Annotated in this window: 11 protein-coding genes and 1 pseudogene; 7 read left to right on the forward strand and 5 right to left on the reverse strand. The window is 34.4% G+C overall.

The annotated features are described in order from the left end of the window. The first annotated feature begins 3 nt into the window (after positions 1 to 3). Together BN985_RS02880 and BN985_RS02885 are read left to right on the forward strand one after the other, a co-directional pair. Positions 4 to 1,197, forward strand: a complete 1,194-nt coding sequence (locus BN985_RS02880; RefSeq protein ID WP_042220983.1) for a DUF262 domain-containing protein — start codon at positions 4 to 6, stop codon at positions 1,195 to 1,197. A 10-nt stretch (positions 1,198 to 1,207) separates the two neighbouring features. Then, positions 1,208 to 2,275, forward strand: a complete 1,068-nt coding sequence (locus BN985_RS02885; protein ID WP_042220984.1) for an MAE_28990/MAE_18760 family HEPN-like nuclease — start codon at positions 1,208 to 1,210, stop codon at positions 2,273 to 2,275. A gap of 121 nt (positions 2,276 to 2,396) precedes the next feature. Here the strand turns inward: BN985_RS02885 and BN985_RS02890 are convergent. Both BN985_RS02890 and BN985_RS02895 read right to left on the reverse strand, forming a co-directional pair. Further along, positions 2,397 to 3,576 (reverse strand): annotated as a pseudogene (locus BN985_RS02890) (IS3 family transposase). Positions 3,577 to 3,926: 350 nt separating this feature from the next. Continuing rightward, a complete protein-coding gene (locus BN985_RS02895; RefSeq protein WP_042220985.1) occupies positions 3,927 to 5,198 on the reverse strand; it encodes a helix-turn-helix domain-containing protein in 1,272 nt (423 codons plus the stop codon). Positions 5,199 to 5,959: 761 nt separating this feature from the next. Here BN985_RS02895 and BN985_RS02900 point away from each other — a divergent pair. From BN985_RS02900 to BN985_RS02910, 3 genes are all read left to right on the forward strand, one after another. Continuing rightward, a complete protein-coding gene (locus BN985_RS02900; RefSeq protein WP_042220987.1) occupies positions 5,960 to 7,429 on the forward strand; it encodes a hypothetical protein in 1,470 nt (489 codons plus the stop codon). 69 nt (positions 7,430 to 7,498) lie between these two features. Beyond that, positions 7,499 to 8,089, forward strand: coding sequence for a hypothetical protein (locus BN985_RS02905; protein ID WP_042220988.1), 591 nt, complete (start codon positions 7,499 to 7,501; stop codon positions 8,087 to 8,089). A gap of 464 nt (positions 8,090 to 8,553) precedes the next feature. Next, positions 8,554 to 9,048, forward strand: a complete 495-nt coding sequence (locus tag BN985_RS02910; protein ID WP_042220990.1) for an LURP-one-related/scramblase family protein — start codon at positions 8,554 to 8,556, stop codon at positions 9,046 to 9,048. Positions 9,049 to 9,111: 63 nt separating this feature from the next. Here BN985_RS02910 and BN985_RS02915 read toward each other — a convergent pair whose 3' ends face one another. Together BN985_RS02915 and BN985_RS02920 are read right to left on the reverse strand one after the other, a co-directional pair. Next, complete coding sequence (locus tag BN985_RS02915; RefSeq protein WP_042220991.1) at positions 9,112 to 10,494, reverse strand: M24 family metallopeptidase; 1,383 nt, start codon at positions 10,492 to 10,494, stop codon at positions 9,112 to 9,114. Positions 10,495 to 10,508: 14 nt separating this feature from the next. Then, a complete protein-coding gene (locus tag BN985_RS02920; protein ID WP_042220992.1) occupies positions 10,509 to 11,273 on the reverse strand; it encodes a DeoR/GlpR family DNA-binding transcription regulator in 765 nt (254 codons plus the stop codon). A 426-nt stretch (positions 11,274 to 11,699) separates the two neighbouring features. Between BN985_RS02920 and BN985_RS02925 the strand changes: the two genes are divergently transcribed. Further along, positions 11,700 to 12,218, forward strand: coding sequence for a TetR/AcrR family transcriptional regulator (locus BN985_RS02925; RefSeq protein WP_042220994.1), 519 nt, complete (start codon positions 11,700 to 11,702; stop codon positions 12,216 to 12,218). A gap of 383 nt (positions 12,219 to 12,601) precedes the next feature. Then, the gene (locus BN985_RS02930) at positions 12,602 to 13,561 is read left to right on the forward strand and encodes an SDR family oxidoreductase (RefSeq protein ID WP_042220995.1); all 960 of its coding nucleotides are present in this window, start codon (positions 12,602 to 12,604) and stop codon (positions 13,559 to 13,561) included. A 116-nt stretch (positions 13,562 to 13,677) separates the two neighbouring features. Here the strand turns inward: BN985_RS02930 and BN985_RS02935 are convergent, their stop codons facing one another. Then, on the reverse strand, positions 13,678 to 14,772 hold the full coding sequence (locus tag BN985_RS02935) for a hypothetical protein (RefSeq protein WP_042220997.1): 1,095 nt from the start codon (positions 14,770 to 14,772) through the stop codon (positions 13,678 to 13,680). Positions 14,773 to 14,954 lie beyond the last annotated feature (182 nt).

Consider the following 14,954-nt stretch of genomic DNA (forward strand, 5'->3'; position numbering starts at 1 on the left):
TTAATGAACCTTTTTCAAAATGAATATATTAAAATATTCCAAGAATTTACTGACGAGAGTGAAGAAGTAGACCATGAAAAAGTTAATGAGAAATATCAAAAGGGAGAAGTACGGATAGTAACAGAACAAGGTAGGTTTCAACTTACTACGGTCCAGTCTATAGTTGAAAGTGAAGATTATATTTTAGATCCTGAATTTCAAAGACGCCACAGGTGGAGTATTGAAAAGAAGTCTAGGTTATTAGAATCTTTTATTATGAACGTACCTATCCCGCCAATATTCTTATATGAGGTAGATTATTCTGTATACGAAGTTATGGATGGCTTACAAAGATTGACTGCACTATATGAGTTTTATAGCGACGGTTTTGCATTGGAAGGTTTAGAAGAATGGCCAGAATTGAATGGTTTAAAATATCTTGAATTGCCATCACAAGTTAGAAGAGGGATAGACCGCAGGTATTTGTCTTCGATGATATTATTAAAAGAAACAGCTCGCTCTGAAATTGAAGAGCAAAGATTGAAGCAACTTGTGTTTGAACGAATAAATAGTGGCGGTGAGCGTTTGGAGGATCAAGAAAAAAGAAATGCCCTATATAATGGGCCTTTAAATAGGCTTTGCTCTGAATTATCTAGAAATGAATACTTTTGTTGGATGTGGGGGATTCCTCAAAGAACCGATGAGGAATTAGGAGGAGAGATTTCTAAAGAACTAACTGAAAATCCTCTGTATAGAAAAATGCAGGATGTAGAGTTAGTTCTAAGATTTTTTGCTTTTAGACATATTGATCAATGGGAGAGGGTATCCCTAACAAGGTTTTTAGATTTATTTTTGCAGAAGGGGAATTTATTACCTAATGACGTATTTAAGCAATACGAGGAATTGTTTAATGATACCTCTAAGTTAGCGTATCAACTATTTCAAGAGGAGGCTTTTTGCCTTTATCGAAAAAGAAATAATAAATGGATTATGTACAATAGACCTACTAAAGTAGTTTACGATCCGATAATGTATGTCTTGAGTAGTTATATTGCTAATAAGGAACATTTTATTGAGCAACGAGAAAAAATTAAAGAAGATATTCTAGAATTTTACCAAGAAAATTATGAGACGTTTGGTGGAAGAAATACTGGAAAAAATGATGTATTAACCAGAATAAAGTTATTTGATGAATTTTTTAGTAGGTATATAGGTTAAGGTAAAAATCATGATATTAAAATACTCGGTAATCGAATTAAATAAAGGCTTGGAAAAGATAATGGGCTATATAGAGGGTATGAAGAAGCATAGAGAATTATTACTCGATATCAGAGAACACGAGAAAACGTCAGGTGAAAATAGTGAGAACTTAATAAGTAAGGCTCAAGAAATACTGATTTCACACCTACAACCTGATAATAAAATATTTGAATATTCCAGTGTAATAATAAATTTGTATGGGCTCCTAGAAAACTATATTGAAAACCTAATGAAGGAGTACCTTGATTATTTATCAGGATGTATTCCCAAATACAATAACTTACCAGACGCCATCAAAAGTAATCACTATGAATTGTCCGCTAATTTAATAAATAATCTATCGTTACCAAAATATAAAGATAAAATAACTAAAGAATTTATTATAAATAATTTATATAGTTGTGGAAATTGCAAGGGATTAAAAGAATACAAGATTAATAATGATGCTTTTACTCAGCATACTTACAATTTTAAGGAACAGTCAATCAACGAGTTTTTCAAAAGTGTGGGTTTGGCGAATATAACGTCATTAATGAAAGGTAATAAAGTTTTCAAAGAATATTTAGAATCAGAAGGTATAGAGTTAGAAAATGCCTTCCATATATTAAATGATCTGGCAGAAAGGCGAAATAGAATATCGCATGGTTCTGAAGAGAATGATATTTTAGATTTAGATGAGTTATACAGGTATTCAAAGTTCATTAAGGAGTTTACGAATTCATTGAATACTGTATTAATTGAACAAGCTTTGCCTTTTATTATACGAACTGGAGATAATATTGTTAAGATTGGTAATCCAATTGCTAGAATAACAGATAAAATAATAGGTTTAGAAATAAATAATGTTAAATTGTCTCAGGGTGATACCATCTTATTTGAAAAACCTGAAGGGAAATTTGGGTTTGGAGTTGTACAATCTATACAAATAAATAATGAAGAATATGGGGAAATTGATCCAAAGGGTGAAGAATATCAGGTTGGGGTGTGTTTCGATTCTAAGGTAAAAGATACATATACACTATATTCATTTGTTTAATCCGTACAAATTTTCAATTAATTATTGAGGGTAGCAGTAGGTCGGATTGCTACCCTTATTAGTTGGGAAGCTATTCTTATAATAATCTATTTTGGTATGTCAACACTAAACTGGAAAAAAATTATAAGGGCAGTCGCTTGTATTCCCTTGGTGTTAAATAGTCTAAAGTTCCGTGAATTCGAATATTATTAAACCAATGAACATAATCATCAAGTTCAATAGCTAGCTGTTCAAGAGAAGAGAAATGAGCACTGTTAGCGAATTCTGTTTTGAATACCTTAAACATTGCTTCAGCCACGGCATTATCATAAGGACATCCTTTCATGCTCAACGATCTTTTGATGCCAAATGTCTCTAGTGCTTCGGAAAAAAGCTTATTACCAAACTCTTTACCACTATCTGTATGAAACATTTGAACGTCTTTCAAGTTACCTCTAATGCTCAATAAAGCCTAGTAGACAAGCTCTGCATTTTTATTAGCACCAGCACTACGGCCAAAGATTCACGGTTAAAAAGATTAACAAATAAGCATACTTAATGCCATTTTGTTCCAACACGGACGTAAGTTAAATCACTCACAATGACAGCCAACGGCTTGTCTTGTTCAAATTGACGCTGTAATACGTTTTTTATCAATGCTTCATTACATGATGATTTATGCGGTTTATACTGTGCTACCGTATAGTTTGATACAAGTCCAAGCTCAGTCATTAAACGGCTAATCCTACGCCGTGATACGTGTTTTGGCTGTGGTAATCTACTTAATTCTTTCTTAATTTTGCGCGTACCATAATTGTTTCGGCTTTCTTTGAAAATTCGAGAGATCTCCTGAGAAATCTCTTTATCTTCCGTTTTTAGCACACGTCGGCCATTCAAATTGGCATGATAGTAATACGTACTTTTGGGAATCTGGAGGACCTCACACATTGCTGATACCGAATAGATGTGAGCGTTATTTCGAATCACATCTATTTTCGTCCCATGATCAGCGCTGCTTGCTTTGTAGTAAGACTTAGCATTTTATATGCTTAGTCGCATTTATACCTTTAGGTGCAAATATCATTTTCCATCTGAGACGTTGATTTTCCTTACGTAACTGAGCTAGTTCATTCTCTTCTTCAGAACGATTATCCTTGGTGGCAAATGAACCTGTTTCTTGATGATTTTTAATCCAGTAATCTAACGCAGAGAGGCGTGATATCATACTCTCTCGCAATATCTGCACGCGATTTACCATTTTCATAAAGCTTCACTAATTGCAGTTTAAATTCGGTTGTAAAAGTTCGACGTTGACGTGTCATTGTAGTCACGCTCCCTTAAGTTATAGTCTAAGTTTACAAGCCCTCATTTTATCTGTCCAACTTAGTGTAGCCTATCCACTTGTTCAATTAACTGTACGAGGATTAATATAAGCAAAAAAAGGATTTAAGAGCATGGGTTAAAAATTCCATGCCCTATTTATTCTATATATTAATTAAAGTATATTTTATCATGATAAGGACCTGGTTCCTCCTCATTATCTGGAGGGGAATTTTCGATTTTATTAATTCGCTCCAATTTAGAACTATAATAGAAGTCTGTATGAGCTGTGAAGAAAATTATTGAAAGCAAAGAGAGACAAATAAATAATCTTTTCATGATTAACACCCCCTTATTCACAATATACTCTGCCAAGTGTAATATTAGCACTTCTATAGTAATCTGCTGCTAATTTGTATCTTTTCTTTTTATAATAATACTCAGCTAATATTAATTCATAGGTACGTTTCTCAAAAAAAAGTTTGCGCTCTTCCATAAATGGAAATACTCTATTAACTATTAATTTTTCTAGTAAAGGGCTCTCATTATGTAGTAGTAACTGTTCATATACTTTAAATTCTAACAAATAAATAGAAGCGTTTGGTTCCATGTTACTAGATAAATCTATTCCTTTACTTAACCAAAAAATTGCATTAGGGTGATCTCCCATTTTGTAATATTCCTTCATTATACTAGATATGGGAACAATTAATCGGATCGGTTCTTCTGTTCGTCGTAGTTCATAGCTTTGATTAAAATAGTTTATAGCTTTTTCGTGCATCCCTATTGATGAATAGAGACTACCCATATTTTGATTATATAGATACAAAATTTTATTATCCTTAATGGCTTCCCCGATGTGTTTAGACATTTCGTAACTACGTTTTGAATTCTCTAAATCATCAGACCTCCTATATGAGATACCTAACAAAATGTGACATTGAGCACATTTATATAAATTATATTTACTTTGATAATACTTTAGAGCTTTATAAGTATAAACCAGAGATAAATGAACTTGTCTTATTTTACTTGCAGTTAAACCAATTAAATAAAACAAATCATTTTCTTCCTCTTCTTTAAAATATATTTTATCATTTATCAACTTTTCAGCTTCTTGGAAATCAATAAGCGCTTTATTATATGACTGTTGAAAGAATTTATACTCTCCTTTAAATTTCAACCAATAATACTTCTCTGTACTGGTGAATTTTTTTGCCTCTCTATTTAGCACTTTTATTTGGCGGCTTGCTAAACCCTCTTGTTTAGTAAGCATATAAAATCTTAGTTTATTTAATTCTATTAAATTGCCAAGTAATTCATATGTATTAATAGTGGAATTATTTATTATTTCATCATATAGAATTAGTGCCTCTTTTTTGTTACCCTCCAATATCTTTTTAAACCAATTTTTACAAATTTCTATCTCAGAATCAAAATCAGCCAATTGAGGAGTTATTTTGAGTTTATTACATAAAAGTGCAATAATTTCGGGGTCTACAGAAGTACCCCCATTTTCTATTTTTGATAAGTAAGAGTGAGATATTATACCTTCTGTTAATTCGGCTTGTGTCATACCTTTTTGGATTCTATAGTACCTAATTTTTTGGCCAATATTTTTCATAATATACCTCCTCCTTAGTAGAATTATAAGACAACTATTACTTGTAAATCCATTAATATTTAGTTTTTTTAATAAAATTAAAATTTTCTTTACTCCACTAAACTATCTTCTTCTCTAAATCAATAGTAATCGAGTTATTGGAAAATTTTCCAATATCGAAGCTAAAATGATACACCTTTGTATTTTAGTAAGGGAGGGGGTTACTCTAAAGTTTATACTTAGCACTCTAGTATTACCGATCATTTAACTCGTAAGCTTTGGATATATTGCAAAAGAGGGCAAAAAGAAGTCGGTATGACGAGCGTAATTTAGAGATAGGGGAAATATATAGTAATGCAATATAAGTTGAGGGAAAAATACCCAGAATATTTCAAGTCATAAACACCAAGGATTAGAAAAAATCTCAATTAAAATGTGGTAGTATAGGATAATTAAAAAATAATGATTTTATCAAGTTTCTCGAAGAACTTGTCAAATAAAACCTTAAATATCGATTAAATTTTCGAGTCAAGAATATTTTCTAACAAACCATCTTTTTAAATAAATTAGACTAAGTAAAGGGGTGTTATTAGTTTTTGCCAATTTTTTGAAAGATAGATAAGATTAAGGCGTACTATATTTTCTGAACCTTAACAACATTTTGACCTAGCATATTTTTTCGAGGTTAGATAGGAGGTGTTTAGTTTAATTACATCTATTACTATCTAGAGAGTAACTTGAATTTTCAGTGCTAAAAATACTTGTAGAGGGAGAGTTATTTTATGAAAAGGTTGTTTAGTCTTACAATTTTTGTAATGGTTTTAAGCTTATTCAGCATTCAGACAATCTATGCTGATCAATCAACGAATATGTTTGATTTTGAAAAAATTGAAGGGGAAACAGTACGAGATAGCAATGAATTGCAAAAAGAAAGCAGTTTTTTACTAGATGGATTAAACATCCAACAAAAAGAAGGAATTATTAATGGAAGTGGAACCATCATTCAAAACGGTACCAAAAGTGAACTCTCAATTAAAGGAGAGTTATACCCTGTCCTCGGTAAGGGATACTATGAAGGTAATTTAGTATTGGGAGACATGGATCCCACAGAGAATTATAATGTAATACAGTTTAAAATAGAACATAAATCCGAAGATTCAGTAAGCAAAAACGCCGAGTCTGCCAATGCAACAATTGTTTTGGAAGATAAAGTAACAGGTGAATGGATACGTTTTAACCAAGAAATAGGTAAACAGACTTTTGAAAAGTTCTACCAAGACTCTACATTACTGATAGAAAATAAAGAGGTAAAAGAATTAGAGGTAGCAGAGAAAGTAACTAACTTATTAAACATTCATAATAAAGCCGAACATGGAGAGAAAATAGGTAATAATATAAAAGTAGAGGATAGTGGTATAGATGATACTAATGGCAACAGAACAGTAGATGAACCAATTTCCACTCAAATGGATGACATTAGTGTTAATTTTAGAGAATTGGATAGAATGTTTCAGGACTTAAAAGATCCTTATACTGATTCTGTAAACCTATCAGATTATAATTTACCTGAATCACTATTTAAGGGGTCCGGATGGAAAAAGAGTGCTAACCTAAATGTGAATCCTGGATGGGGATATTATGCTGCTGGATCTGACCAAGGTTCTTTCACATTAACTCAAATAACTGCCTTTCAATTTGAAGGAAGGTTTGGAGAATGGGTAAGTGGCACTAACGATTATACAAATATTTGGAAAATAAAACATGGGATGGTACTAGAATATGACCACTATACCAAAGATATTAAAGCTTTTTTCTATAATCTTGGTATAAATCAAAGAAACTTTCATTTAGCGCAAAATTTAGCTGATGGAGCAGGCGAAGTTAGCGTTTATACACGTCAAGATTTACAAGGGCAAGGACTTACAGAAAGAAGTGGTTCACCTTTAATAAAGTATGTTGCAGGTTTAATTCCATATGGGGATAATGTAAATAACGTCTGGGATACACTAAGTAAGATGTCCCCTAAAAATAAGGACTTAGGTACTGCTGAGGAATTTGTAGGAAAAGATTTTGAATCTCAAAAAGAGGTCCATCATGGCAAAGTATACCGTGTAGTTTCAGGAAGTTTAAGAGATTATGATATTAGGAATGAAGAAGCTTATGTAAATCTTAAAGGAGACATTCATTCAGGTGATGGCAGTATAAGTTTAACTTGGACCTATAGAACAGATTTAGGAACAAACTTATATTAGTATATCACGCCTAGGTCTATTTAGACCTAGGCGTGATATTTTGAACCTTGATAGTTGGGAGTCTTTAATATGATAAAAAATAATTTAAATGCATTAAATATTTCGCTAATATGTTTACTTCTAATTAGTCTTTTTTTAAATTATCATCTATATAGCGAGAACCAAGAAAAGAATAGGTATTATACTGTATATTATATTGAAGACTTTTTCAACGAAATCAAAGAATCGATATCATTATTAGATTCAATGATTGCCCGGGGAGAGACTGATTATCGTGAAATTTCTTTTCTTGTAGAAAGATTAAATTACCTGGACTATATGCTGAGAAGTGTTCCTTATTATTTCGATGGTATGGGAGGAGGAACAAATTACATTGGTTACGCTGCAGTTGTTATGAATCGTGGAGTAAGTTATGAGGGACTTCAAATACCGCCATTTTTTGAGGAGCAGGAGATCGATCAATCAGAACTAGCTTTTTTGAAGTTATTTAAAGATCGTTTAACATCAGTGTACGTACAGTTAGAGTCGGAAGATACTAATAATCTTTCCAGTAATCTCACCAAAAATAAATTTGAAAAAATTATAATGAAAGATGTTTTTATTATAGGAGCAGAACGAGAACTGCTAGAAGAATACTTAAAATATACAAATCCTGAATAAAGTAAATATGAATTAGAATTTGAATCATTGGAATAAAAGAAAATTAAGTGTTGTTTGAAATTCAATCTCGCCACTGGTCTAAGGCTTATGAGGAACAACTTAAAAATTGAGCTTTCTTTTCGAGATAAAAGATGTAATTACCCTCCTTTGGTGCTCCCGCTCATCCTCTTAATTATAGACTTCTTCATAGTCCTGCTTTCCATCTGAAAGCGGGGCTTTGTTTATAAAATAGTACTTAAAAATACCTTTTCAAACTTGCTTACATGTAAAGTTCATTCCAAGCATTTTGCTGGCATGTTGCAAATTAAAAGAATGGGGCCTTACGAATAAAATTTATCGAGATATACATTTCAATTATTACGTGTCCTCTTCGTATCGATAATACGAAACCTCATAAGCGCTAAAACCGTACAATAGGAAATACTTCAGTAATAGTATCCCACCAAAGGAAGGGTGTTCTTATTTTGAAACAATTCTTTATAAAACAAAAAGTGATGAGTTTTAAAGACAAATTCACGATAAAGGACCAGCAGCAGAATGATGCTTATTATGTAGAGGGAAGTTTTATGAAAATCCCAAAAACGTTCTCCATCTTAGATACAGCTGGAACAGAGGTTGCACTTATAACGAAAAAGGTGATGAGCTTCCTGCCGAAATTTTATGTTGAGGTAAACGGCCAAGAGGTATTAACGATTAATAAAGAGTTTTCTTTCTTTAAAGCACGCTATTCTATTGAGGCTGCGGGGATAGAAGTGCATGGTAACTGGTGGGATATGAACTTTGAAGTATTTCAGTATGGGGAAGCTGTAGGGAAAGTGAATAAAGAATGGTTTACATGGGGAGATAGCTACAAGGTTCAAGTACTGAACGAAGAGATGGAGACGATCTTAATTGCACTCGTCATAGCCATTGACTGTGTGAAGGCTGACCAAGCATCATCTCCGCCAGATACGACATAACTTCTGAATTAGCATTTAAGCCAGGTTCTGTATCACATCGTTACAGGCCCTGGCTTAAAAGTATTATTGTTTTTTACTAAATGCCAATGTTTTATTTAACAGAAGTGGGGCGTAAAAGGCGACTGTATCGCTTAATGGAAGTAGTTCGTCGCTAATGGATAGATTCAAAACATCTTGTAAATAGCTTCTTCTCGTTTGAATTCTTTCCCATACTTCTGGATAAGTGTTTTTAATTTCTGATTGCAATGCTTCATCTGCAATGGCAATTGGTTCTTCACATGATGCTCCTGCATAGCCTGGCACACTTGGAATAATATCAACTTGATACATTTGGCCGCTTTTAACGACAGCTGTTGAGTCTTCTGTGAATGGAGAAGCCAGCCATTCTTCATCGCTTGTAAAGTGTCCTGGGTTTAAGGACCAGCCATAGTCCTTCTTAGGCAACACCTCTTCTATGATCGCATACATATCTTTACCTGATTGACCGATTTTGATGGATACTAACCAAGTCACATAAGCAGTAAAGTAAGGCTTTGCTAGTCGCTCAAGATAGTCTTTTTGCTCTTCAGGTAATTGCTCGGGCGCTTCCACTACATAGCCCACGCGGCTACTTAATCCACCCTTATAGCCTACGGTTATGGAAAAGTTATCTTTATAATGGATTGCTTTATCCCTTGGGTAGATTATAGCGTTTGTAAATCTAGCACCTGCAGCAGTAATGGTCGTTACAGAATTCGGCTGTCCATCCGCCGCCAGTATGGAAGCAATTTCTTTTTCCGTTTTTCCCACCTCAAGGTTTTGTAGCGCTTGATATAAACGAGACCCAGCTAATGATGCTCCGTATTCATAATGAGCAATTTCATTCGCATTATTAATAGTGCGAACCCCCTCAAGTGGAGAGAGAAGGGCTGGCGAAAAGTTGAACACTTTTCCTTGTGTCACATATTTTTTCAATTCATTTACAACAAAATAAGGAATGTCAAAAAGGTCGCTATTCTCATAAACAGTGCTCGTAAACATCTTCCAACCAATTAACCCAACTTTGGAGTCTTGAGAAATATCGGCTTCTTTAAAATATTGAGCTAGTTCCTTTTCATTTTTCATCGGTTGATTAGGAAGGGAAAAGTAAGGAACATGAATGGCTTCTGCCTTCACCCGGGATTTACTCGCTAGTTTTAAATTTTCATTTCCTAACAGTAAATAGCTTTTTCCGTTGCTGTGCAAAACAAGGCAGGCCTCTTCAAAGCGGGGAATAAACCCTGTGAAATATTCGAAGTTGGCACCATGTTCACGATCTGCATAAATAATCGCTGTATCCACTTGGTGTTCTTTCATTTTTTCCAAGAAATTTGTGTGACGTTGGGCTAATGTTTCGTCTGTTAAGATAACAGATTGCATATTATGGTGAATCTTCGGTGGCGTAATCTGAGTTAATTGTATATCCATTATAATTTCTCCTTCTATTCTGCAACTGAGATGATGTTGGTCACTTGACTTATTTCTTTAAAGCTCTCGTGATCCTTTGGTAAGTCGGTTATAATTACATCAAAATCCTTCACTTCCCCTGCCTTATAAAGATGGGAAATGCCAAACTTTGTCTTATCGGCAACTAGCACTACTTGCTTGGCCTGGTTGATAATCGCCTTTTTTGTAAATGCGTCTATTTCGTCTGGTAATGTGACACCGTGTTCAAGTGTAATCCCTTCCGTACCTACAAACACTAAATCGAACTGAAAGTCTTTTATATAATCAATTGTTTGCACTCCCAAAAAACCTTGAGATAAATCTCTGTACTCTCCCGGAACGCTAAACAAAGAGATGTCTTTATGTTTTGATAAAGTGGAAAGGACCATTAAGGAGTTGCTATAAAAGGTGCAGTTCCTTGTTCTAAATATTTCGTGAGCCACAGCTAAAGTGGTTGTGCCGGTTTCAATAAATATGGAAGAATAGGGTTTTACAAGCCGCTTACAGTATTCCCCGATTAGTTTCTTGCCATAGGCATTAACTTCTCTTTTAATCGTCATCGGATATTCGGATAAATCCGTTTTTTTGTAAACAGCACCTCCATAAACCAACTCTAGCTCACCATTTTCGGATAATGCTTTCAAGTCTCGATTAATGGTCATTAAAGATACGTTGAGTTCCTCGGTTAAGTCTTTAGAATTAACCTCACCATTTACTTTTACTTTTTCTAAAATAAACACATGTCTTTTTGTTTGATTCAAGCTTTTCCACTCCATAGCATAAATTTCTTTGCCTGATTAACTCATCTCTCATAACACAAGATTGTATGAAATTAGTATTGCTCTTGTTTGTCATTTTGGGAATACAATAACATTTAGTAACAAAATAATCAAAATCAAAGCAACTAAATAACATCATATAAACATATATGTTATATAATGTTAAAAATTAGGTTTTGGAGTTTGTGGAAGATAGGTGAAGTTTCACTATATATTGTGTGAGACAATCAATTTCTACGAAGTAGTAAATTCAAATTCGAGTCATTGCCATTATCATTCTTAATGGCGATACCCAGCCGTTTAAGGTGTAAACAGTACAGCTAAAAAAACTTTATACTTGAATTAAAGCGTACTGTTTCTTATAATGTAATTGATCAATAAATAACTAATAACAAGCAGGTGTTTGATATGGGTCGGCCAAGTGGGGGAAACCGTAAAGAGGAGATACTTGAAGCGGGATTAGAAGTATTTGCAAAGAAAGGTTATTATAATACAACTACCGCACATATAGCAGAAAAAGCGGGGATATCGCAGCCATATGTCTTTCGGTTTTATAAAACAAAAGAGGAATTGTTTATTGCTGCGCTAGACCGCGCATTTGATAGAATCCTCGATACTTTTAAAAATGTAGATGCTAGTGGAGAACAACTTGTTGAGAAAATGATTGACGCTTATGATAAACTTTCTGAACTTCATCCTAATGAAATCGCATTACAGGTTATAGGCATATCCGTTACAGAAAGCGCAATCCGAAATGCAACGCAGAAAGGACTATCTAATATTCGCAGTTACACCTTAGAACGATTTAGAGATGCGGGAATAGAAAATGTTGAAAGAGAAGTTACTACATTCTTGGCCCGAGGGATATTGTGCAATATATCTTATTTCGTAGATCTCCCAGAGCTTATAGATACAAAAAATAAATAATGTAGCCTAAGCGAGTTATTTATTTTTTATTCTTTAGTTATTGATGAATCAATAACTAAAGAATAAGGAGGTGAAAATATGAAGCTAAGTAAAATAGACTTCCTTTCAATAGGCATCATTGTGGTGTGTATTATAAGTTGGTGGGATTGAACCTACTAAAATCAAATATAGTCAGGGAGGTGTAATGATGAATAATAAGAAGACGCGTGTTTCATATTTATCTATTGGATTGGGGATTATTGCAGTTGTGATCGTTTTATTCACATTTTGGGACTAATAACAGCATGCTATGATGCGAATAATTCCGGTGGAAGGGTGAATAAGTGGTGTTTTTTTAATTTAGTTATTTATTGATCAATCAATAATAAAAAGAGGTGTTATATATGAAAAAAGCAGTTGTATTAGGAGCGACTGGTGGAACAGGTCAAGTTATTGTCTCAGAATTATTGAACAGAGGAATAGAAGTCATGGCTTTCGGGCGTTCTCAAGAGAAATTAAATGAATTAATGCAAGAACATGATAACCACCCCAAATTAACATACAAACTGGGTAATATATTTGATTATAAAACCATTATAGAAGCTGCCAAAGATGTAGATGTTATTTTTCAGTGTGCGAATGTCAAGTATCAAGAAATGAAATCAAAGCTATTATTACTTGGAGAGAGTGTAATGAAAGCAGCTGATACTTTAGAAAAAAAGATTGTTTTTGTAGATGGAATTTACGTGTATGGGCACCAAGTTGCAAAAGGGGATGAAAATCATCCACAACAGCCCCATACGAAAAAAGGTAAACTTAGAGTGGAATTCGAGCAACTGATTTTCAGTCCTAAATGGAAAAGTGCTAAAGCATTAATTGTCAGGCTACCAGATTATTATGGTCCCACGTCACAAAATTCCTATTTACAGCCTACCCTAGAAGGAATAGCTGCCAATAAAGCCTCTGTTTTTATTGGAAATCTAAAAACTCCTCGTGAGTATGTCTATTTGCCAGATGCGGCGAAGATGATTGTTAATATAGCAGAAAAAGACGATTCTTATGGAGAGAATTGGAATATACCAGGGGCGGGATTAATTTCGGGGAAAGATATTATTAAAATAGCTCGTCACGTATCGGGGAGCCAAAAGATAATTATTCCACTTTCTAAAAACACCATTCGTTTTATTGGGTTATTTGATGTATTTATGAGGGAAGTTGTTGAAATTATGTACCTTACGAAAGAAGGGTTTGTTTTAAGTGGTGAAAAATATGAAAAGCGAATTGGTCCCATCCCAAAAACTCCTTTTAAACAAGGCATGGAAGAGACATTACGGCTGTTGATGTATAAAGAAAATTTGGGTTAAGGTAAAAACAGGGGCGGTTATCGGTAGAAGTGGTTAAACCGCCCCATGCTTTGTTATCATTTTTGGACATTAATTATGGAATTATATTAACTAATAAGATTAAAACCAAACCTTCCTTACTGATAATTAATAATCGCCGGGTTAGGATCAAGCTTCAAGACCTCTTCCGGACTCAATACAGGCTCGTCTTTGTTATAAAAGATTTTAAATCCTCCGTATTGGACTGCTTCGTTGCGCACGAACTTGCGATAGAGTGACATTTTGGTGGCAGAATCGCCCCACCCGTCATAGTTCAAGGCCACTTCCACATGTTCGGTTGGTTGGATGGCTTCTTTGTTCGTTAATGCTTCGTCCATAAACTGATGGACGAGAACAATTTTATCTGGTAAATTATTTTCCTCAACCATTTCCGTTAAGTAATCTACCGCTTCTTGCACTTCAGCCCCGTCTACTTGCCCAAGGTCAACACCTGGTGTTTGTCCCTCTTTTACATGAAATTCGGTATCAATAGCTAGGTGCACATGAGGCATCTTAAGCCATTTCTCAAGTGATTTAACTTGATTGATGACGGAATCTGTTCCGAGTTGGACATCCAGCATAAGTAACGCATCATTTTCTTCCGCGAGTTTGGCATATTCGTCAATTTTCTCTGGTGGAGTTGGATGGACGTACGTCCCTTCAGTCCCTGGGTCACGCTGGGCTACGGTAGAAATGAGTTCAATCATTGGCACTGCAGGGCGTGAAGGATCTGCATCTGAATATGCTTGTGTCTGCTCTTTTAATTTTTCCATTAGTTCATCTGGTTCCATTTCTCCCAATATCCCCATATTGGTAGAGTTCGGATGTCCGTAATAGGCTACGAGTCTATGATCTTTTAATAGGCCTTCAGTTTGATCTTCGGCTCCTTTTACCAATGTTTCTCCAACTGGAACCATCCTAGTACGATCCCCTCCGCCAGCTTCAGCACTAGGCATTTTTTCAATCTCCTCTTCAGATAACGTTTCTTTTAGAGCGGTGGCATCTTCTGTTGGTTCCATCGCTTTGTAGGGTTGAGGAGGGTTCTCTTCTTCCTTCTCATCAGCAGTGTCTTCTTCCTGTGCCGGTTCTTCATCACTTTTTTCACTCTCATTAGTAGTAGTGGTGTCTTCTGAACAAGCGATCAGGAAAAAAAGGAAAAGTGCTCCTGTGAATAGCAATGCTAGTTTTTTCATGTTGTTCACTTCCTTATGTATTGATGTTCTAGATATATACCCTATATTCAATTAGGTTAACATAGAATTTTTCATAGCTAGCTAAAGTAAGCTTTAGGAGGTTTATAAAGAATTTATTTTCTTCAAAGCTATTGATGCGACATCCACTCATGAATCACGTTCGCAAAAATCCCTTTTAATTC

Source organism: Oceanobacillus manasiensis (assembly GCF_000724085.1).
GTDB classification, from domain to species: Bacteria; Bacillota; Bacilli; order Bacillales; family Amphibacillaceae; genus Oceanobacillus_B; species Oceanobacillus_B manasiensis.